The following is a 21,155-nucleotide window of genomic DNA, read 5'->3' as shown; positions in this document are numbered from 1 at the left end:
GCTAACCTTCTGTACCTGTAGATTTAAAATTTAATTTTGAATTATTACATTCAATCATAGTCTTCGAACATCTCGCAATGATATTTGAAAAATAATACGGTTTTAAGTCTATTGTTAATTTTTCGGCATGAAAATTTTTAACTATCTTTTTTTCATATTCTTTACTTTGTTTTTCTTTTTGAAGATTTAGGTAATTGAACATACTACTTTCTAGTTCTTCTTTATCATTAAATAATTTTCTACTATTCATAAATTCAGCAATTTCATTAATTATTTGCCAATCCTCTTTAGCTTCTCCTGGTGGGTAAGATGCTTTAAAAGCTTTTTGTACTTTTCCCTCTAAATTAGTAAAGTATCCATCTTGTTCTGTATAAGCTGATCCAGGCAATATAATGTCAGCAATTTCAGCTCCCTTATCACCATGACTACCTTGATAAATTACAAACTCATCTTTTTTGACAAAATCTAAATTATCTTGACCAACTAAATAAACAATATCAAATTTATTGGACTTTAAATTATCTAATAAATTATTTTCATTGTTAATTAAACCAAGGTCAAAATTTCCAACTGAAGCAGCATCACAAGAAAGTATGTTTATAGGATTCCAATATTCAGAAAATTTATTATTCAGTTTTAAAAATTCTAATATTTTTTCATACAAAAACTCTGCTGAATTTAATCTTAAAAATGACTCTCCAAGTATAATCATTGGTTTTTTTGATTCTAAAATAATTTTTGATAAATCATTTGTTCCTTCAAAAATATTTTTTAATGTTTGGGTATTTCCATCTAAACTTTCGTAAGAATATGTTAAATCACCACTATCATTTAAAGATAAAATTTTAGTATTGTTATTTAAATGAGATTTTCTAATTCTAGCATTTAAAATAGTTGCCTCATATCTTGGGTTAGTACCTATTAAAAATATTAAATCTGCATCTTCTATTCCGTTAATGGAGGCATTAAATATATAATTTTCTCTTTTAGAAACATCTATAAATCTATTATCTACTCTTGACTCGTAGTTCTTTGTATTAAGTGTTCTCTCAAAAAATTCTTTAAATATATAGCTAGTTTCCATGTTGGTTAAGTCCCCAACAAATCCACAAATTTTTTCTCTCGTTGTATTTTCAAATTTAGATTTTAAAATTTTATATACCTCGCTCCAAGAAGCTTTCTCAAATTTTTTGTTATATTTAATAAATGGAGTATCTAGTCGTTGATGAAGAAGTCCATCACATGCATATCTAGTTTTATCAGAAATCCACTCTTCATTTATATCTTCATTAATGATTGGTAAAACTCTCTTTACCGCCCAATCATATGTATCAACTCTTATATTAGAACCAACCGCATCCATTACATCAATTGTCTCTGTTTTTTTTAATTCCCAAGGTCTAGCCTCAAATACATAAGGTTTAGAGGTTAGAGCTCCTACTGGACAAAGATCGACTACGTTAGCTGAAAGTTCTGATTGCATTGATTGTTCTAGATAAGTGGTAATTTGCATATCTTCACCTCTACCTATGGCTCCTAGCTCTGGTACACCCGCAACTTCAGTAGCAAATCGTACACATCTCGTACAATGTATACATCTTGTCATCTGGGTCTTTATTAACGGTCCCATATTTTTTTCAGGAACTAATCTTTTGTTTTCTTTAAATCTTGATTTATCTACACCGTAATACATAGATTGATCTTGTAGGTCACATTCACCACCTTGATCGCATACTGGACAGTCTAAAGGATGGTTAGCCAATAAAAATTCCATCACACCCTTTCTTGCTTTTTCTACTAACTCAGTATTTGTTTTTATATTCATCCCTTCAGCTGCTGGCATAGCACAGGAAGCTATAGGTTTAGGTGATTTTTCCATCTCCACTAAACACATTCTACAATTACCAGCTATAGATAATTTTTCATGATAACAAAATCTTGGAATCTCCGCTCCAGCTTTTTCACATGCTTGAAGTACCGTTAATCCCTCTTCTACTTCAACATCAATATCATTTACTCTCAGTTTAAGCATTTTTTTTATCCAATAAGTGTTGGTCTACTAAATAAGGAATATTATTTCTTGTCTGAACAATAGGATCCAAATTATTTCGCTTCTCTATCTCTTTTTTAAAATGTCTTAAAAGCCCTTGAACAGGCCATGAAGAACCTTCTCCAAAAGCACATATTGTATGTCCTGCAATTTGATTAGTAACATCACCTAACATATCAACTTCATCTTTTGTTGCATCACCTTTTGCCATTCTTTCAAGCATTCTCCACATCCAACCAGAACCCTCTCTACAAGGTGTACATTGACCACAACTTTCATGTTTATAAAATCTAGCAATTCTTGCCATACATTTAATGATGTCTTGATCTTTATTGATCACAACAACACCAGCCGTGCCTAAACCACTTTTTTCAGCCATAAGTGAGTCAAAATCCATTGTTAATGTTTCACATTTTTCTTTGGGAATAAGAGGCATGGATGAGCCTCCTGGTATAACAGCTTGTAAATTATCCCATCCACCAATTACACCTCCAGCATGAACTTCTATTAATTCTTTTAAAGGAATATTCATTTCTTCCTCAACGTTGCATGGTGTATTAACATTTCCTGATATACAAAATATTTTTGTACCAGTATTTTTTTCTCTGCCTAGAGATGCAAACCATTTCCCACTTTTTCTAAGAATTGTTGGAACTACTGCTATAGTCTCTACATTGTTTACAATTGTTGGACATCCATAAAGGCCAATTAAAGCTGGGAATGGTGGTTTCAATCTAGGTTGCCCTTTTTTACCTTCTATGCTCTCTAATAATGCAGTTTCTTCTCCACAAATATAAGCACCTGCTCCGTAGTGAATGTAAATATCTAAATCCCATCCAGTTCCAGCAGCATTTTTACCAATTAAATTTTTTTCATAAGCTTCATCAATAGCTGATTGTAATTTTTGACCCTCTATAAAATATTCACCTCTGATATAGATATAACAAACATGAGCTTGAACTGCGTATGATGCTATTAAACAACCTTCAATCAATTTATGGGGTTCAAATCTTAAAATATCTCTATCTTTACAAGTGCCTGGCTCAGACTCGTCTGCATTAATAACTAAATAATGAGGTCTAGATCCTACTTCTTTAGGAGCAAAAGACCATTTTAAACCTGTAGGAAATCCGGCACCTCCTCTTCCTCTGAGTTGTGAATCTTTTACCTCATTTATTATCCAATCTCTTCCTTTTGCTACCAATTCTGATGTATTTACCCAGTCACCTCTTTTTTGAGCAGATTTAACATCCGAACCCATATCATTATACAAATTTTTAAAAATTCTATCTTGATCTTTAAGCATTTTTTACATCCATAAGTGTTTTTCTATTTTTTTCAGGTTCAGTATTTAATCGTCCTCGATATGATCCTGGTTTTGGGTCCTCACCTTTTAAAATTTTATCAAATATTTCTATTGTCTTTTCTTTATCTAAATCTTCATAATAATCATCATTAATTTGCATCATAGGTGCATTAACACACGCTCCCAAACATTCTACTTCCATCCAAGAACAATTTTTATCATTTAATAATTCATTTTCTTTATCTGAAATTTTTTCCTTACAAGCTTCAACTATTTTATTTGCTCCTCGAATCATACAAGGAGTAGTAGTACAAACCTGAACAAAATACTTTCCTACTGGTGATAAATTGTACATAGTGTAAAAAGTTGCTACCTCATAAACTTTTATGTAAGGCATGTCTAAAAACTTCGCGATATATTTCATGGCAGCCAATGGTATCCAGTTATCATTCTGTTTTTGAGCAATATATAGTAAAGCCATCACAGCGCTTTGCTGTTTGCCTTTAGGATATTTTAAAACTATTTTATTTGCTTCTTCCATCGAGGAAGAGCTAAACTTAAAAGTTTCAGGTTGATCTTTTGCAGGTCTTCTTAAGCTCATCTGTCTACCTCACCAAAAACTATATCTAATGAACCCAATACTGCTGGTACATCAGCTAACATATGTCCTTTTATTAAATAGTCCATTGATTGTAGATGTGAAAATCCAGGAGCTCTAATTTTACATTTATAAGGTTTATTTGATCCGTCTGAAATCAGATAAACACCAAATTCTCCTTTTGGAGCTTCTACTGCTGTATAGATTTCATCTTTAGGAACTCTATAACCCTCTGTAAAAAGTTTAAAATGATGAATAAGTGCTTCCATTGATTGTTTAATCTCTTTTTTTGATGGTGGACTTATCTTACCATCTAAAGATTTTATCGGACCCTTTTCCATTTTAGAAAGGCACTGCTTAATTATTGATACACTTTCTTTCATTTCTTCTATTCTGCATAAATAACGGTCATAACAGTCTCCATTTCTTCCAACTGGTATTTTAAAATCTAATTGTTTATAGCAATCATATGGTTGAGATTTCCTCAAATCCCATGGAACTCCTGAACCTCTGATCATTACGCCTGAAAAAGAGTAGTCTAGAGCATCCTGTTTGGTAACAACTCCTATATCTACATTTCTTTGTTTAAAAATTCTGTTCTCTGTTAATAAACTTTCTAAATCATTAATTATTTTTGGAAAAGTCTCACAAAATTCACCTATATCTTCTTCTAAACCTTGTGGTAAATCTTGATGTACTCCACCTGCTCTAAAATAATTTGCATGAAGTCTTGAACCAGAAACTCTCTCATAAAAACCCATTAACTTTTCTCTTTCCTCAAAACCCCATAGAGTTGGAGTTAGAGCACCAACGTCCATAGCTTGTGTGGTCACGTTTAATATATGGCTTAAAATTCTTCCTATCTCACAAAATATTACTCTTATATATTGAGCTCTAATTGGGACATCTATTTTAAGTATTTTTTCAGTTGCCAAAGCAAAAGCATGTTCTTGGTTCATTGGAGCAACATAATCAAGACGATCAAAGTAAGGAACTGCTTGCATATAGGTTTTGTTTTCAATTAGTTTTTCTGTGCCTCTGTGTAATAATCCAATATGTGGATCTGCTTTTTCAACTACTTCTCCATCTAATTCTAAAATTAATCTTAACACACCATGAGCAGCAGGGTGTTGAGGGCCAAAGTTTAAATTAAGGTTTTTAATTTTTTTTGTCATTATTATCTAATTCTTCTTTAATATATTTAGTGCCTTCCCATGGGCTTTCGTAATCGAAGTTTCTGTAGTTTTGTTCAAGTTTGACTGGCTCACTTATTACTTTTTTTTGATCTTCACTGTATCTAACTTCTGTATGTCCTGTTAAAGGAAAATCTTTTCTGAGAGGATGGCCTTCAAAACCATAATCAGTGAGTATTCTTCTTAAATCTGGGTGATCTTTAAAAGAAACACCGTACATATCAAAGACTTCTCTTTCCATCCAATTAGCTCCTGGAAATATACTAGTTATGGATGGTATGATTTCATTTTCTGCAATTGTATATTTTAAAATTAATCTTTGATTAAATTCATGGCTTAAAAATAAATATACTACCTCAAATCTTTGATTATTTTCTGGATAATCAGTAACTGTGATATCAATAAGTTGTCTAAATTTGGTGTCATTGTTTGTTTTTAAAAACAAAACTACATCAATAAGATCATCTTTGTCTGTTTCAAGATAAATCTGATTATGTTTAATCTCAGTCCTATTAATTTTAGTTGTTAATTCCGAGTTAATTTTTTTTTCTAGATCAATTAAATTTTTCATAATTATCTCGTTATAGAACCCTTGTTTCTAATTTTTTTTTGAAGTTGTAATATTCCATAAAGCAATGCTTCTGCTGATGGAGGACATCCAGGCACATAAACGTCAACTGGAACTATCCTATCGCAACCTCTCACTACAGAATATGAATAATGATAATACCCACCACCATTCGCACAACTTCCCATTGAGATTACATATCTAGGTTCTGGCATTTGGTCATAAACTTTTCTTAAAGCAGGTGCCATTTTATTAGTCAAAGTACCTGCTACAATCATTACATCTGATTGTCTTGGGGAGGCTCTTGGTGCAGCACCAAATCTTTCAAGATCATATCTTGGCATCGATGTTTGCATCATTTCAACAGCACAACATGCTAGTCCAAATGTCATCCAATGAAGTGATCCTGCTCTTGACCAATTTATTAAATTGTCTAGAGAAGTTGTAATAAAACCATTCTTGCTAAAATCGTCTGCAAGTTGTTTAAACTCTTCAGGAACCTGATCTATTTTGTTTTGCATTGTAATTAAATTTTATTCCCAGTCTAAAGCACCTTTTTTCCACTCATAAATAAAACCAATTGTAAGTATGAAGAGGAAAATCATCATTGATGAAAAACCTAATAAACCGATATTTCCAAGAGAAATTGCCCATGGAAAAAGGAAAGCAATTTCTAAATCAAAAATAATAAATAATATTGCTACCAAATAAAATCTTACATCAAACTCCATCCTTGAATCTTCAAATGGTTCAAATCCACATTCATATGCAGAGAGCTTTTCAGGATCTGGACTTTTTGGTGAAAGAATAAAATTAATTACCACAAAAGCACAACTTAGCCCTAATGCTAGAATCAAAAAAATTATAATAGGTAAGTAATTTTGTAAAAAATCAGATAACATTGGAGTCTATATAGCACTTTTTTTTTGTTCTTGAAGCGCTCATACGTCACATTTTATTGAAAAAAAAAAATTAACAATTTCAATGACTTATATTGGGTAAACTAAAAAAGCTAACAATTTCAATGTATTAGACAATAAGTTGTAATTTAGTAAAAAAGTGGCGGGAGTGAAGGGACTCGAACCCTCGACCTATCGCGTGACAGGCGATCGCTCTAACCAACTGAGCTACACCCCCACTTTTGATTCTTGGTGGGCAGTATAGGACTCGAACCTATGACCCCCTCGGTGTAAACGAGATGCTCTACCAACTGAGCTAACCGCCCATAACCAAAAAGTAACGTGATTTATATCTTTTAGATCAGTAACGTCAAGATTTATTAATAACTATAAAATAGGGTAAAATTAAAATCCACCCCTCCAATTTGTCTTATTTTCAAAACTATCTTTCTCCTGTTTTGAAATAGGTCTAAATAAATAAATAGCTAAAAATATAATTACTAAAAAAATTACTAATATTTCCATTTTATAGATTTTTTATTACTGAATACTAGCTTGAGATTTATCGTCTTTTTTTGAGATTTCAACCTCAACCCACTCGGTTGGTTTAAGTTCTTTTACAAGAGCTATTTTCAAAACTTGATCTGCATACTCAACAGGGGTGATTTTAATGTCATCAACTATTTTTTTTGGCATATCTACTAAGTCTTTTTCGTTCTCTTTTGGTATCAATACCTCTTTTATTCCAGCTCTATGCGCTGCTAATAGTTTTTCTTTTAAACCACCTATTGGTAAAACTTGACCCGTCAAAGTTACTTCTCCTGTCATTGCTACATCTCTTTTTACAGGAATATTAGTAATTGAAGATACAATAGAAGTTACCATCCCTATACCTGCGGAAGGACCATCTTTAGGAGTTGCACCTTCAGGCACGTGAATATGAAAATCTTTTTTCTCAAATACAGGTGGAATAATTCCATATTCTAAACATTTAGATCTCACAAAACTTTTAGCTGCTTTAACTGACTCCTGCATAACATCACCTAATTTACCGGTAATTTGCATTCTACCTTTGCCTGGCATTGTTACAGTTTCAATTTTTAAAATCTCTCCACCATATTCTGTCCAAGCGAGACCTGTAACTATACCTACTCTGTTCTCGGATTCTAGCTCTCCAAATTTGAATTTAGGGACACCTAAAAAATCAGACAAATTTTTATTGTTTATTCCAACCTCTTTTTCTTCTCCAGAAACAATTTTTTTAACAACTTTTCTAGCAAGTTTAGAAATCTCTCTTTCCAGGTTTCTAACTCCGGATTCTTTAGTGTATCCTCTAATAACTTCTTTTATAATGTCATCATCAAGCTTCATTTCTTTTTCTTTGACGCCATTATCCTTAATTTGTTTCGGTAGTAAATATTTGTTGGCAATACTTATCTTTTCATCCTCTGTATAACCAGCTAGTCTAATGACTTCCATTCGATCTAATAATGGGGGAAGAATGTTTAATGTATTGGCTGTTGTAACAAACATTACATCTGATAAATCGTAATCAACTTCTAAATAATGGTCATTAAATGAAGTGTTTTGCTCTGGATCTAAAGCCTCTAATAAAGCCGATGAAGGATCTCCTCTATAGTCATTACCGATTTTATCTATTTCATCTAATAGAATTAGTGGATTTTTTGTTCCTGCTTTTTTCATCATCTGAATAATTTTTCCAGGTAAAGATCCTATGTATGTTCTTCTATGCCCTCTTATTTCAGCTTCATCTCTCATTCCACCTACAGACATTCTAACGAACTCTCTATTTGTAGCTTTTGCAATTGATTTTCCTAAAGATGTTTTACCAACACCCGGGGGTCCAACTAAACATAAAATTGGTCCTTTGATTTTTTCCATTCTTTTTTGAACAGCTAGAAATTCAATTATTCTCTCTTTAACTTTCTCTAGTCCAAAGTGATCTTTATCAAGAATATTTAAAGCTTTAGTTAAATTTATATCAACCTCACTTTTTTTATGCCAAGGGAGTTCGGTCATCCAGTCTAAATAATTTCTTACAACTGTTGCTTCAGCAGACATAGGACTCATATTTTTCAATTTTTTTAATTCTTGAAGACATTTTTTTTCAACTTCTTTTGGCATCTTTGCTTTTGTAATGGCTTTATTCAGGCTTGTTGTTTCGTCTTTACCATCTTCAATTTCGCCAAGTTCTTTTTGAATAGCTTTTAACTGCTCATTTAAATAATACTCTCTTTGCGTTTTTTCCATCTGAGTTTTAACTCTTCCCCTAATTTTTTTTTCAACACCAATAATACTTGTTTCATTTTCCATTATTTTAATAATGGAGTTTAATCTTTTCTTGACATCTACAGTTTCAAATATTTGTTGTTTTTCAGAAATAGTAGCTGTTATATGAGATGCAATATTATCGGCAATTTGTGATGGGTCTTTTAATTGTTTAATTGTATTGATGGTTTCATTGGAAATTTTTTTATTTATAGATGTTAATTTCTCTAATCTTCGAAGGGCCGTAGTTGCTAAAGGAAATAAATCCTCATCCTTAGGTAAAACATCGTTAAAGAGTGTGTAATCACATGTTATAAATTTTTCGTTATCATTAAAATCTAGAATTTTTACTCTTTTAATACCCTCAACTAAAACTTTAACTGTGCCATCTGGTAATTTTAACAATTGTAAAATACTTCCTTCACAACCGTACATAAAAACATCAGTTTTCTTAGGATCATCAATTTCTGAGTTTTTTTGAGTTACCAAAATAATTTTCTTATCTTTTTTCATAACTTCATTAAGTGCTGAAATAGATTTATCTCTTCCCACAAAAAGTGGGATAACCATACTTGGAAAAACAACTATGTCTCTCAAAGGAAGTAAGGGAAGTGATATTTTGACGTCCATACGGATAATATGGATATTATATTCTATAATGCAATAGGTATTTATTACTTATTAAGGATATTAAGCCGCTGTAGTCTTATTTGACTTAGATTTATTGTCACCTTTAGCATGAACTAAGATTGGTTGTGAATGTCCCTTTGCTGCACCAGCATCAACAATAACCTCTTCAATATTATATTGACTCGGTAGATCATACATTGTTTTTAATAAAATATTCTCTAAAATTGATCTCAAACCTCTTGCTCCAGTTTTTTTGCTAATTGCTTTTTGCGCAATTTCTTTTAAAGCATTTTCTTTAAAAGTAAGTTTTGCACCATCCAATTTAAACAACTCTTGATATTGTTTAATTAAAGAGTTTTTTGGTTCTTGTAATATTTTTATTAAAGATTTTTCATCTAAATCTTCAAGTGTTGCTATCATTGGAAGTCTTCCAATAAACTCTGGAATTAAACCAAATTTTAGTAGATCCTCTGGCTCTAGACCTTTCATCCATTCACCAGTTTTCTTATCTTGTGTATTTTTTACATCTGCACCAAAACCAATTGATGTTCCCTTATCTCTTTGAGAAATAATTTTATCAAGCCCTGCAAATGCTCCTCCACAAATAAATAAAATATTTGTTGTGTCTACTTGTAAAAATTCTTGTTGAGGATGTTTTCTCCCACCCTGAGGGGGAACGCTCGCAACTGTTCCTTCCATTATTTTTAAAAGAGCTTGCTGAACTCCTTCTCCAGACACATCTCTTGTGATTGAAGGGTTTTCAGATTTTCTACTTATTTTATCAACCTCATCAATATAAACTATTCCTCTTTGAGCTTTTTCAACATTATAATCAGAGGCTTGTAATAATTTTAAAATAATATTTTCAACATCTTCTCCAACATAACCTGCTTCAGTTAGAGTGGTTGCATCAGCCATCGTAAACGGAACATCTAAAATTCTAGCTAGAGTTTGAGCAAGCAATGTTTTTCCACAACCTGTAGGACCCACTAAAAGTATATTAGATTTTGAAAGCTCAACATTTTTGCTTGTTTTGCTCTCATAATTTAATCTTTTGTAATGATTGTGTACTGCAACAGACAATACTTTCTTTGCATGAGCTTGACCAATTACATAATCATCTAATACTGAACAAATTTCCTTTGGAGAAGGAAGTCCATCTTGATGTTTTACAAAAGTGTCTTTGCTCTCTTCTTTTATAATGTCCATACATAGCTCAACACATTCATCGCAGATGAAAACAGTTGGGCCTGCAATCAATTTTCTTACTTCATGTTGGCTTTTGCCACAGAAAGAGCAGTAAAGAATATTTTTATTATTTGTAGTCATTTTAATTTTTATAACGAATCAATATTATTACTTTATTATAGAAGACTCATACTAATCAAGTTTCTATTAATTGTGATTCAATATGTTGTGTATTATGATCTTTTTTCTACTACTTCGTCAATAAGACCAAAAGATTGTGCGACATCTGCAGTCATAAAATTATCTCTTTCAAGAGCAGATTTTATTTCTTCAACACTTTTTCCAGTGTGTCTTGAATAAATTTCATTTAATCTTTTCTTTAAAGACAAAACTTCATTAGCATGAATTTCAATATCAGTTGCCTGACCCTGAAAACCTGCTGATGGTTGATGAACCATTATTCTCGAATTTGGTAATGAAAATCTTTTCCCTTTTGTACCAGCTGCAAGCAAAAAAGAACCCATAGAAGCTGCTTGACCAATACATAAGGTAGATATATCTGGTTTCACATATTGCATTGTATCATAAATACCTAGGCCTGCTGTGACTAAGCCTCCAGGGCTATTAATGTATAAATAAATTTCTTTTTTTGGATCTTCGGCTTCTAAAAATAATAATTGAGCAGTAACTAATGATGCAACGTTATCATTAATTTGACCTGTTAAAAAAATTATTCTTTCTTTTAATAGTCTAGAATAAATATCGTAAGCTCTTTCACCTTTACTTGATTGTTCAACAACCATTGGTACAAGATTGCTCATTTGTTCTGATAATTTTGTTGTCATAAATTGATTCGTTCTACTTATACAACTTGAGATTACTTTTTGCTAACTTTTTTTGTCTTTTTAGCTGTAGGCTTTGATTTTGCCTTTTTAGTTGGTGGTTTTTTTTCTTTCGCAGATGTTGTGGAGGATTTTTTCTTCGTTTCTTTTTTTTCTTCTCCATGATCACGTTTATGAGCTTCTTTTAAAATCTTTTCAGCATCATCTTTTGAAATTTCCTTCTTGTTTGCTTTACCTTTTTCTTTAACTAAGTTTAAAATTTTTTCTTCATATACAGTTCCTCTTAAACTTGCTAATGCAGATGGGTTTTTTTGGTAAAAATCCATAACCATTTTTTCTTGTCCCGGCATCATTCTTAGTTGTTTTTGTACTTCAGCTTGAACCTCTTGTTCTGTTACTTTAATTTGATTTTTTTCACCAAACTCGTTTAAAATTAATCCAGTTTTAATTCTTGTTTTGGCTTTTTCTTCAAAATTTTTTTTATTTTTCTTTGCTTCTTCTTCAGACATGCCTTGAGAAAGAACTTTAACTTCTTCCTCAACTAAATTCTCTGGAACTTCGTCTATTTTAATTTTTTCTATTTCTTTTAAAATTTGGTTTTTAGATAATTGGTCTAAAGAGTTTTTATATTCATCATTAATTTGTTTTGAAATTAATGTTTTTAAATCTTTTAAATCTTTTGCTCCTAAATTTTTTGCAAAATCATCATTAATTTTTACTTCTTCTGATTGTTTAACACTTAAAATTTTACAATAAAATTTAGCTTTTTTATTTACTAATTCTTTTTCTGGGAAATTTTCTGGCAAAGTTGCTTCTACAATTTTTTCATTATCTTTCATAACTCCAATTAATTGCTCATCAAAGCCTTTTAAAAATAAATCTTTACCCAACGTAAGCTGAGTGTTCTTTCCTTCGCTTCCTTTAAAGTCCTTGCCATCAACTGTTGCTTTGTAGTCTAAAGAAACTAAATCACCTTTTTTAGCTTTTGTATCAGGGCTTACTTCCTTAAAATTTGGTTGGTTTTTTGCTATTTCTTTTATTCTTTTATCTGTTTCAACCTCATCTATTTTAACAGTGTATTCGTCAAATTTAATATTTTCTAAAGATTTAATTTCTACTTTTGGTAACTCTGTAACTGATAAAACATATTCTAAATCTTTGTCTTCACCGTATGTCTTTAAGTCGAGTTTTGGTTGACCAGCTGGTTTAATCTTTTTTTCTTCTAGTGCTTTAGTTGATGTTTCTTTTAAAACTTTATCTAAGACTTCTCCAAAAACCGCTTTACCAAATTGTCTTTTTAAAATTTCTTTTGGAACTTTACCTGGTCTAAATCCTTTAAGATTTACATTACTTTTGATCTCTTCGTATTTTTCATCCATATAAGAATTCATTATCTTTTTATCGATAAAAATTTTAAGATCTTTATTTAAACCTTTTTTATTTTCTACTGTAACTTTCATAATTTCTTAATGGTAGGGCGAAAAGGACTCGAACCTTCACATGTTGCCATATTGGTTCCTAAGACCAACGCGTCTACCAATTCCGCCATCGCCCCACAAATTATGGGGTTTTATATATTATTGAAACTATTTGTCCAATGACAATTGTTAAAAAATTATCTATTTATCTAATAAAATTTATACTAATTTATAAAAAATGATTATTTCACCTTGTATAAGTATTTGTAAAACTGATCCAACAACAGGCTATTGTTATGGTTGTGGAAGAAGTAATGAGGAAAAACGACTTTGGAAGCTTGAAGAAACAACTGATGATTGGAAAAAAGAAAATATAATTCAAATTGAAAAAAGGCTGACTGGTTGGCAGCTTGAAAGTTTTAAAGAATCGTACTCTTATAAAATCAAAAATGGCATGTCTCTTTTCAAGAAAAACTTAATCAAAGAGTAATATAAAATATGAGTAAAGTTAAAATTGTAAGTATTATCTACGCTATAGGTATAATTATTGGTGCTTTATTCTTTGATGTTTGGGGAGCAGACACTACCCCTTTTAAAACATTGTCTGTATTTGTATGGACTGTAATATTTATTGTAGCTTTATTTTTTGTAGATAAGAATGAGAAAAAATAAGTTTTTAATATTTTTTATATCATTTTTTATATCCTTTAATTCTCACTCAGAAATAATTGTCCTGAGCAAATGTGATGATAAAGAGGACGGTTTTTTAAAAAATGAATATATTTTAAATCTTAATGAATTAGTTATGACACGTAATTACGTTTATAATGAAAAAACTTATCAAAAATATAAGATCACCGATTTAAGCGTTAAAAAGAAAAACTCCTATGTGAGAAATATTTATGAGGAAAATGGAAAAATACTTACATTAAAACATGGGTATCCTCAGTTTTATACTCAAATTTTATTTGAAAAAGATAAACCAGAAATATTTGTTAAGGCTGTTTTGAATGATGTCGAGAGTTTATCTAAAATCTCTACTTGTAAAGAAATAGAGAAATTTGATCAAGAAAGTTAGTTTTTATTTTTTTTTCTTCTTTGTTTTTGGTAGTAAATTTTTTCTTAAGTTCAAATCTACTATTTGTAATATTTGAACGATGCCTTGCGTATGCTTGTTTTTGTGCTTGTCTCATTGCTCTTTTAGATGACATAATTATTTACTTTAATATTCAATTTCTAAAGTATCAATAACTTTTAAATTTATATCCGAAACAACAATCTCTCCAGATGATGGTGCATAACTTAAAATTTCAGAAATCACTACATAATGTGTAACAAAAACTAAATTTTGATCTTTATCCCAAGTACTAATAAATTTATTAAAATCAATAATTTGCTTTTTTCTATTATTAGCAAATTTCGTACTAAAAAATGAGTTTAGAAAATTTTTAGTTTCATATTCTTTAAATGCAATAGATGCTGTTTCTTTACATCGACACCATTCACTAGAATAAATTTTTCCAATTGAAATTTTATTTTTTTTAAAAAAATTACCAATTTTTTGTGATTGAACTTTACCACTATCACTTAAATTTCTTTGAGTTTTACAATCGTTGATATCAAAATTATCTGGATCGCCGCCACCAGGGGCATAAGCATGTCTTATGAATATTAATTTTCCACCCTTTTGTAATTCATTAATTAATATTTTATTTGAATCTGCTTTAACTGAGGGATTAATACATATAAATATTATGACTAAATAATTTAAAATTTTCATTTATGAATATTAAAATAGATAGTTTAAATAAAACGATTCTTAAATGTAAAAAATGTCCAAGGCTTGTTAATTTTGTAAAAAAAATTTCAACAGAAAAAAGAAAGCAAAATATAAATGAAACTTACTGGGGAAAACCAGTTACAGGTTTTGGTGAAATTGATGCAAAAATTTTAATAATTGGATTAGCCCCAGCAGCACATGGTGGTACACGAACAGGAAGAGCTTTCACAGGTGATAAATCTGGAGACTTTTTATTTGAATGTTTATTTAAAGCTAAAATTTCAAACCAACCAAATTCAGAAAATCTAAATGATGGTCTTAAATTAAAATCAACATATATAACTAATATTTTAAAATGTGTTCCTCCAGGTGATAAACCTAAATTAGAGGAACTTAATAATTGTTCAAATTACTTTGGTAGCGAGATTTATAATTTAAAAAAATTAAAAACTATTATTGCATTAGGAAAAGTTGCATTTGATAATTGTGTTAAATTTTATAAAAAAAAATACAATTTAAAAGAAAAGATAAAATTTATTCATGGAAAATCCTATTTACTACCAGGAAATATTAAATTAATTGCCTGTTATCACCCTAGCCCTAGAAATGTAAATACTAAACTTGTATCTGAAAGAATGATTGTAGACTTATTTAAAAAAGCTAGAAAAATATCTATGAACTAGAAGTATAGGGTTGAAATTCTGATAAGATTTTTTCTGGAATTTTAACTGGCTTAAATTTTTCATTTATAAATACTAGATGAATTTTAGCTTCTACGATCAATTCCTCATCTTTAAATATTGATTGATTCATCAAAAAAGAAGTTTTTGAAGTAGAGTCTACAAAAGATTTAATTTGTAAATCATCTTCTAAATATGCAGACTTTTTATATTCAATATTGCACGATTTTACAATTATAAGAGCACCAAAATCATTTTTTATTTTTTTATTACTTAATCCAATAGTTGATAACGCTTCCGTTCTGGCTCTTTCTAAATATTTTAAATAGTTAGCGTAGTATACTACTCCACCAGCGTCTGTGTCCTCATAATATACTTTAACATTATGAGTAAAGTTTTTATGCATAAATTAATAATATCAAATAAATAAAAATTTAATAGAAACTAAGATATAATATCTAAAATGAAAATTTATATAATTTGGTTAATCGGAGTAATTTTATGGAACTTTGGATTTCCAAATGCAATTCCAATTGCTGATGTTATCGCAGCTATTTTATTATCGTTTTTAAGTATTGGATTAAAAAAGTATGTAAAATAATAATTAATCTGCTGAAAAATAAATATTCTGAAAATAAGAAATTGATTTCATTTTAGAATTATCAGTATCAGCCATTATAGCCAGACCATCTAGTTCATTAACATCTAGATCATGAAATTTTTTAAAATCTTCTTTAACATTGGCTTTTACTGTTACCCATTCATTTAAGTTGTCTTTAGTAGTTGCTAATACGTTGTCTATTGATTTTTTTGTATATGGACTGGGTCTATTTTCACCAACTTCACTATTACTTGAAAAAACATAATTAATTGCTCTATTTGATAAAGGTGTAGCTCCAGTTTTTTTAATCGCAAAAACACGGGCGGCATAATCATGTCCTTTTTTCGTATTCTCTTTAATTCCACGAAGGTCCTTTTCAATTTTCCATGTAATATTGATAAAAGGTGTTTTATTTAGGTCAATTTTGATCTCTTTTCCTAGGCCTGAAGCAGCATTATCTGCTACGGCTTTTAAATAATTACCATTTTCATTTGATCCAACAGTATAAAAAGTCTTGTTATCTGCTCCTCTTACTTTACGGATCTCAAGTACAGATAATTCTTTTTCAGTAAATTCAAAAACTTTTACAGTTTCTGCATGTGCGGAGCTAAGAAAGATTAATGATGTAATAAAAATATAAAAAATTTTTAACATGTTCTTCTTATAGATAGATTATTTATAAATTCAATATTCAGTCACAATTTCAACATTCTAAATTCAAAATTTATTGTTAAATTAGTTACATTAAAATAATTTCTGTGTTTATGCTGCTTATATATTGGTCAATAATGATCACAGCACCAGTTATGGGTAAAAATTCTATTAAAAATCAAACTAATGATCGAAAAATAGTATCAAATTTTTGAGACTAATATGTGGATCTACCACCACTGATATCAAATACCGCAGCTGTAGAAAAAGTGTTTTCTTGTGAAGAGAGCCAGCAAACTAGTGAGGTAAACTCATGTATTTCAAGAAATCTTCCTCTTGGCACCTTTGACAGCATTCTTTGTACATGTTCCTTACTCATTTGATCTAAAATTCTAGTTTTAGCACCTGCTGGGGTGACAGCATTTACTGCTATATCTTTGTCAGCTAATTCTTTACCTAAAGCTTTTGTTAACCCAATTGCGCCAGCTTTTCCTGAGCTATACGCGCTTGCATTTGCATTACCATCTTTACCAGCAACGGAAGCTACATTAACAATTCTTCCATAATTGTTTTTAATCATATTTGGCACAATTGCTCGACAGCAGTTAAAAGTACCCATTAAATTTATCTGTACTATTTTATTCCACATTTCGACATTATACTCCCATAAAGGACCTGTGGGACCTGTTATTCCAGCATTATTGATTAAAATATCTATATTTGATTTTAAGGTTATGTCTGCAACGTTTTTCTCTACATCTTGATAATTTGATATATCAACGACACTGTAAAATAAGTTAGGATTTTTTACTTTATCAGCTACTGATTTAAGAAGCTGTTCATCAATATCCCATATAAATACTTTAGCACCAGACTCCAAAAATCTTCTTGCAACATCTAAACCAAACCCTTGAGCTCCACCAGTAACTACTGCTGTTCTATTTTTAAAATCAAATGTGTGCATTTAAATTATTTTTTTGCTAACAAGTAGTATGTTATCCAGGCAACAAATGCACCTATTATCCAAGCATAAGATTGTAAAAACATTAAATTAGTATTCCAAATTGTAGAAGCTGAAAAAATAAATCCTAATATTAAAGAATAAACACCTTTTATATGCCAACCACCTGAATAATAATAAGCACTCTCTTTTTCAATAGAATATAGATCTTTATTACTTAATTCTTGATTTTTAATTAAATAATAATCAGCTACCATCACTCCAAATAAAGGACCAAAAAAAGCACCAAAGGTATCAACAAAGGATAAAATTCCTATTTGGCTCAATATGGTCAGCCAAAATATTGCAATCAATAAACCAAAAAACAAAATTATATAACTTGCACTTTTTAAGCCTAATTTTGAAGGAGCAAAATTTATTAATGAGTATTGAGATGGTATAAAATTAGCAACTAAATTTGTCGAAGCTGAAGCTATTATAATGAAAAATAGAACAACTATTGTTATTTGAATATTATCAAACTTTCCAATTATATCCGTTGGATTAGTAAAAATTCTATCTATATCTGAAAATTTTTGATTTAGAAAAACATCAGAACCTGTAACGATGAAAACAGACAAAAATGAAAAAATAATTAAATTCAAAATTAAACTTAAATTTCCTTTTCTCAATTCTTGCTCATTTTTTACATACCTAGAAAAATCACCAAAACTAATTATTAAAATTGAAAAATAAGCAAATATTGTTCCAGCAACTGTAATTAAAGGAGCTAAATTATCTATATTTAAAAAATTACTAAAATTAAATATATTTGAAAAAGCATCGGTAGTTATTTTTACATCACTTAATAAAACAACAATGAAAAAAATAAGCATTCCGGCATAAACTATCATCGCTGAGAAATTAATTATTTTTTTATTGTACTGCATCCCAACAGTAAAAAACAAAGTCTGTAGAATAATTGTTATTACTATCGCAGACCAATCAATAATGTTCAGACCAAAATAAAAGACAATAAATAATTCTTGTTCTAATAAGGAATTGTCAATTAAGAAAATTGCTATCCTTATCAAATAAACTAATATTTTTGATAAAAAATAAGTTTGAATACCAAATAAAAAAATCCCCACCAAACTTCTGATTAATCCAAATAATTTAGCACCATTAAATCCTAAAGATGATCTTAACAACACTGCAAATGGTAAACCAAATTTTTGAGATGGCTTCCCAATTGCATTTGAAAATAAATAAACAAAAAAAGATCCCAATATTATTCCAAAAAATACTACAAATACATTTAAGCTATACATTAAGTAAAGCGAAGAGATTAATGAGAAACCAATTACACTTTGTACATTAGCACCCCAAAAACAAAAAAGATCTTTCCAATTCCAAGTTTTGTAATTTGGGTTAACTGTCACCAGGTCCCAATTTGAAAGAGAATATTTTACTTTTGGTTGATTCACTAAATTTATTTTAAACTAATAAATTCTACTGTCCATATAAGAGAGTTGGCAACCATAAGGCAATTTTAGGAAATATAATAATCAAAACCAAACCTATTATTTGTAGAACCATAAATTGCATCATTCCGTAATAAATATCTTTTAAATCCCATTCTGGAACTACACCTTTTAAAAAATATGCTGAGAGTGCAACAGGTGGAGATAACCAGGCGGTCTGGAGATTAACAGCTACCAGTATTGCAAACCAAGTTAAATTAAATCCTAACGCTTCTACAAGAGGCAAAATTATTGGAACAATAATCATAACTATCGGCACCCATTCTAATGGCCAACCAAGCAAAAATATCATAACCATAATCATTCCTAAAATCAGATATTTATTCATTTCTAAACCTAATAAAAATTCTGTTAATAAAGTTGGTGTTCCTAATCTTGCAAATACAGCTCCAAAAAAATTTGAGGCAGCAACTAATACCATAATCAAAGCTGTAATTTCTAAAGTTTTAACTAAAGCTTCTTGTAGTTTTGATAATGTTAATTTTTTATATGCTAATGAAAGTAGCAATGCACCCATTGCACCACACCCAGCAGCCTCTGTCGGTGTAGCAAAACCAAATAAAATGCTTCCTAATGCTGCAAAAACTAATGCTGCGGGTGGAACTAAACCTAAAAAAAACTCAATCCAAACTTCTTTCATACTAGCAGCTCGCATTTCCTCTGGAAGAACAGGCCCTAGTTTTGGGTTTATCATACATCTGATTGTGGTGTAGCCTGCATATAAACTTGCAAGAAGAATTCCTGGAATAATTGCGGCAGCAAATAAATCTATAACTGGAATTTCCATTATTGGCCCCATAACTACAAGCATGATACTGGGTGGGATTAAAATTCCCAAAGTTCCACCAGCTGTAATTGTACCTGCAGCAAGTTTTACATCGTAATTTGATCTGTTCATTGATTTTGCCGCCATAATTCCCAAGATAGTAACTGAGGCACCAACTATTCCAGTTGCAGCTGCAAAAATAACTGAAACAAATAACACTGCGTAGTATAATGAGCCCTTAACTCTAGCTAACATCATCTGGAAGGCTGAAAATAGCCTTTCCATTAAACCTGCTTGTTCCATCATTATTCCCATAAACACAAAGAGCGGAACGGCAGCGAGAGTTTGTTCGGTCATAACCATCGAAAATTGGAGCGTCATTAAATAAAATACTAATTTTCCAAATCCTAAATAACCAAATACAAACCCTAAAAAAATTAAAGTGAAAGAAATTGGAAATCCAACGAAGATTGCAAAAAGCATTACTCCAACTAAAATAAAACCTAAAATGGCTGGATCAATTAATTCTGCTATCATTTATGCTCTCCTGGCCACTCACCCTTTTTAGCTGCCCAGTAGCTTTTAAGTAATTCTGCAAATCCTTGGATGAGTAAAAATATAATTCCAATTAATAAACATGTTTTGATTGGCCACATATATGGCATCCAGGTAGTATCCATACCTCTTTCACCTCTTTGGATAGACTCTACAACAAATCCAAAAGTCATATAAAAAAATACTATTAGACCTGGGAAATAAAATAAAAGATAAAGCCAAAAATCGATTAATCCTTGGTTTTTAATTTTAAAATTTCTGTATAAAAAATCTGCTCTAATATGAACTCCTTTTGAAAGTGCATAACCTGCACCCAACATAAAAAGAGCTCCATATAAAAATCTGCTAATATCATAAGCCCATATTGTAGGTGCTAAAAATAATTTTCTAGCAAGTACCTCATAGGTCATAGCAAAAATAAGTGGTATTAATATCCAACAGACTACACTACCAACTTGCTTGCTAAATTTGTCTATATTAGTTATAGACTTTGCCATCCAAGAAGGCATATCTTCTGGCATTTTTCCCGAACCACCTCGCCTTTCAGCAATCATTTCATCTGAAATATCTAATTTACCTGGTTCTTCAGCCATAAAAATTTTTATTAAAAAAAAATTAGAGCGGACTATTAAGTCCGCTCTAATGTTCTAATTATTT

Annotated in this window: 24 protein-coding genes and 3 tRNA genes; 5 read left to right on the top strand and 22 right to left on the bottom strand. The window is 30.3% G+C overall.

Annotated features, from left to right (window positions below):
• Position 1: 1 nt before the first annotated feature.
• The 14 genes from nuoG to ACTT9L_RS01425 all read right to left on the bottom strand — a co-directional run bounded on the left by nuoG (position 2) and on the right by ACTT9L_RS01425 (position 13,118).
• Positions 2–2,032: an NADH-quinone oxidoreductase subunit NuoG gene (gene nuoG / locus ACTT9L_RS01490; RefSeq protein WP_440927605.1), complete on the bottom strand. Its 2,031-nt coding sequence runs from the start codon at positions 2,030–2,032 to the stop codon at positions 2–4.
• Positions 2,025–3,356, bottom strand: a complete 1,332-nt coding sequence (nuoF, locus tag ACTT9L_RS01485) for an NADH-quinone oxidoreductase subunit NuoF (RefSeq protein ID WP_440927604.1) — start codon at positions 3,354–3,356, stop codon at positions 2,025–2,027. Before nuoF ends, nuoG begins: the two co-directional genes overlap by 8 nt.
• Complete coding sequence (gene nuoE, locus ACTT9L_RS01480; RefSeq protein ID WP_440927603.1) at positions 3,349–3,957, bottom strand: NADH-quinone oxidoreductase subunit NuoE; 609 nt, start codon at positions 3,955–3,957, stop codon at positions 3,349–3,351. Before nuoE ends, nuoF begins: the two co-directional genes overlap by 8 nt.
• Positions 3,954–5,129 (bottom strand): NADH-quinone oxidoreductase subunit D, encoded by a 1,176-nt coding sequence (locus ACTT9L_RS01475; RefSeq protein WP_440927602.1) that lies wholly within the window; start codon positions 5,127–5,129, stop codon positions 3,954–3,956. Before ACTT9L_RS01475 ends, nuoE begins: the two co-directional genes overlap by 4 nt.
• Complete coding sequence (locus ACTT9L_RS01470; protein WP_440927601.1) at positions 5,113–5,718, bottom strand: NADH-quinone oxidoreductase subunit C; 606 nt, start codon at positions 5,716–5,718, stop codon at positions 5,113–5,115. Before ACTT9L_RS01470 ends, ACTT9L_RS01475 begins: the two co-directional genes overlap by 17 nt.
• A 2-nt stretch (positions 5,719–5,720) precedes the next feature.
• Positions 5,721–6,236: a NuoB/complex I 20 kDa subunit family protein gene (locus tag ACTT9L_RS01465; RefSeq protein ID WP_440927600.1), complete on the bottom strand. Its 516-nt coding sequence runs from the start codon at positions 6,234–6,236 to the stop codon at positions 5,721–5,723.
• Positions 6,237–6,248: 12 nt separating this feature from the next.
• Positions 6,249–6,617, bottom strand: a complete 369-nt coding sequence (locus tag ACTT9L_RS01460) for an NADH-quinone oxidoreductase subunit A (RefSeq protein ID WP_440927599.1) — start codon at positions 6,615–6,617, stop codon at positions 6,249–6,251.
• 158 nt (positions 6,618–6,775) lie between these two features.
• A tRNA-Asp gene (locus ACTT9L_RS01455) sits at positions 6,776–6,852 on the bottom strand.
• A gap of 12 nt (positions 6,853–6,864) precedes the next feature.
• Positions 6,865–6,940, bottom strand: a tRNA-Val gene (locus ACTT9L_RS01450).
• A 214-nt stretch (positions 6,941–7,154) separates the two neighbouring features.
• A complete protein-coding gene (gene lon / locus ACTT9L_RS01445) occupies positions 7,155–9,533 on the bottom strand; it encodes an endopeptidase La (RefSeq protein ID WP_440927598.1) in 2,379 nt (792 codons plus the stop codon).
• A 60-nt stretch (positions 9,534–9,593) separates the two neighbouring features.
• Positions 9,594–10,862, bottom strand: a complete 1,269-nt coding sequence (gene clpX / locus ACTT9L_RS01440) for an ATP-dependent Clp protease ATP-binding subunit ClpX (RefSeq protein WP_440927597.1) — start codon at positions 10,860–10,862, stop codon at positions 9,594–9,596.
• 92 nt (positions 10,863–10,954) lie between these two features.
• Positions 10,955–11,566, bottom strand: coding sequence for an ATP-dependent Clp endopeptidase proteolytic subunit ClpP (gene clpP / locus ACTT9L_RS01435; RefSeq protein WP_440927596.1), 612 nt, complete (start codon positions 11,564–11,566; stop codon positions 10,955–10,957).
• A 32-nt stretch (positions 11,567–11,598) separates the two neighbouring features.
• Entirely contained in the window at positions 11,599–13,023 is a 1,425-nt protein-coding gene (tig, locus tag ACTT9L_RS01430) for a trigger factor (protein ID WP_440927595.1), read from the bottom strand.
• A 10-nt stretch (positions 13,024–13,033) separates the two neighbouring features.
• Positions 13,034–13,118 (bottom strand) — tRNA-Leu (locus tag ACTT9L_RS01425).
• A 101-nt stretch (positions 13,119–13,219) separates the two neighbouring features.
• On the opposite strand from ACTT9L_RS01425, the gene ACTT9L_RS01420 reads away from it, so the two are divergent.
• Genes ACTT9L_RS01420 through ACTT9L_RS01410 form a run of 3 tightly spaced genes read left to right on the top strand, consistent with a single transcriptional unit; the run spans position 13,220 to position 14,059 of the window.
• Positions 13,220–13,471, top strand: coding sequence for a DUF1289 domain-containing protein (locus ACTT9L_RS01420; RefSeq protein WP_440927594.1), 252 nt, complete (start codon positions 13,220–13,222; stop codon positions 13,469–13,471).
• Between the two features lie 8 nt (positions 13,472–13,479).
• A complete protein-coding gene (locus ACTT9L_RS01415; protein WP_440927593.1) occupies positions 13,480–13,653 on the top strand; it encodes a hypothetical protein in 174 nt (57 codons plus the stop codon).
• Positions 13,640–14,059, top strand: a complete 420-nt coding sequence (locus ACTT9L_RS01410; protein WP_440927592.1) for a hypothetical protein — start codon at positions 13,640–13,642, stop codon at positions 14,057–14,059. The genes ACTT9L_RS01415 and ACTT9L_RS01410 overlap by 14 nt, the downstream gene beginning before the upstream one ends.
• Here the strand turns inward: ACTT9L_RS01410 and ACTT9L_RS01405 are convergent.
• A complete protein-coding gene (locus tag ACTT9L_RS01405; RefSeq protein WP_440927591.1) occupies positions 14,019–14,192 on the bottom strand; it encodes a hypothetical protein in 174 nt (57 codons plus the stop codon). The two genes, ACTT9L_RS01410 and ACTT9L_RS01405, sit on opposite strands and share 41 nt — an antisense overlap.
• Positions 14,193–14,203: 11 nt before the next feature.
• Positions 14,204–14,761, bottom strand: a complete 558-nt coding sequence (locus ACTT9L_RS01400; RefSeq protein ID WP_440927590.1) for a histidine phosphatase family protein — start codon at positions 14,759–14,761, stop codon at positions 14,204–14,206.
• A 2-nt stretch (positions 14,762–14,763) separates the two neighbouring features.
• On the opposite strand from ACTT9L_RS01400, the gene ACTT9L_RS01395 reads away from it, so the two are divergent.
• Positions 14,764–15,444, top strand: a complete 681-nt coding sequence (locus ACTT9L_RS01395; RefSeq protein WP_440927589.1) for a uracil-DNA glycosylase — start codon at positions 14,764–14,766, stop codon at positions 15,442–15,444.
• On the opposite strand, the gene ACTT9L_RS01390 is transcribed toward ACTT9L_RS01395, so the two are convergent.
• Positions 15,434–15,847, bottom strand: a complete 414-nt coding sequence (locus tag ACTT9L_RS01390) for a YbgC/FadM family acyl-CoA thioesterase (protein ID WP_440927588.1) — start codon at positions 15,845–15,847, stop codon at positions 15,434–15,436. The genes ACTT9L_RS01395 and ACTT9L_RS01390 overlap by 11 nt on opposite strands.
• Positions 15,848–15,904: 57 nt before the next feature.
• Here ACTT9L_RS01390 and ACTT9L_RS01385 point away from each other — a divergent pair, with 57 nt between their 5' ends.
• A complete protein-coding gene (locus ACTT9L_RS01385; RefSeq protein ID WP_440927587.1) occupies positions 15,905–16,042 on the top strand; it encodes a hypothetical protein in 138 nt (45 codons plus the stop codon).
• A 3-nt stretch (positions 16,043–16,045) separates the two neighbouring features.
• Here the strand turns inward: ACTT9L_RS01385 and ACTT9L_RS01380 are convergent, their stop codons facing one another.
• From ACTT9L_RS01380 to ACTT9L_RS01360, 5 genes are all read right to left on the bottom strand, one after another.
• Positions 16,046–16,696 (bottom strand): DUF3047 domain-containing protein, encoded by a 651-nt coding sequence (locus ACTT9L_RS01380; RefSeq protein WP_440927586.1) that lies wholly within the window; start codon positions 16,694–16,696, stop codon positions 16,046–16,048.
• Between the two features lie 214 nt (positions 16,697–16,910).
• A complete protein-coding gene (locus tag ACTT9L_RS01375) occupies positions 16,911–17,657 on the bottom strand; it encodes an SDR family NAD(P)-dependent oxidoreductase (protein WP_440927585.1) in 747 nt (248 codons plus the stop codon).
• A gap of 5 nt (positions 17,658–17,662) precedes the next feature.
• Positions 17,663–19,120 (bottom strand): cytosine permease, encoded by a 1,458-nt coding sequence (locus ACTT9L_RS01370; RefSeq protein WP_440927584.1) that lies wholly within the window; start codon positions 19,118–19,120, stop codon positions 17,663–17,665.
• 25 nt (positions 19,121–19,145) lie between these two features.
• Positions 19,146–20,480 (bottom strand): TRAP transporter large permease, encoded by a 1,335-nt coding sequence (locus ACTT9L_RS01365; protein ID WP_082255027.1) that lies wholly within the window; start codon positions 20,478–20,480, stop codon positions 19,146–19,148.
• Positions 20,477–21,091, bottom strand: a complete 615-nt coding sequence (locus ACTT9L_RS01360; protein WP_440927583.1) for a TRAP transporter small permease subunit — start codon at positions 21,089–21,091, stop codon at positions 20,477–20,479. The genes ACTT9L_RS01365 and ACTT9L_RS01360 overlap by 4 nt, the downstream gene beginning before the upstream one ends.
• Between the last annotated feature and the right edge of the window lie 64 nt (positions 21,092–21,155).

The organism is Candidatus Pelagibacter sp. (genome assembly GCF_052049675.1).
In the GTDB taxonomy this organism is placed as follows: domain Bacteria; phylum Pseudomonadota; class Alphaproteobacteria; order Pelagibacterales; family Pelagibacteraceae; genus Pelagibacter.
This window is presented reverse-complemented; position numbering and strand designations above follow the sequence as displayed.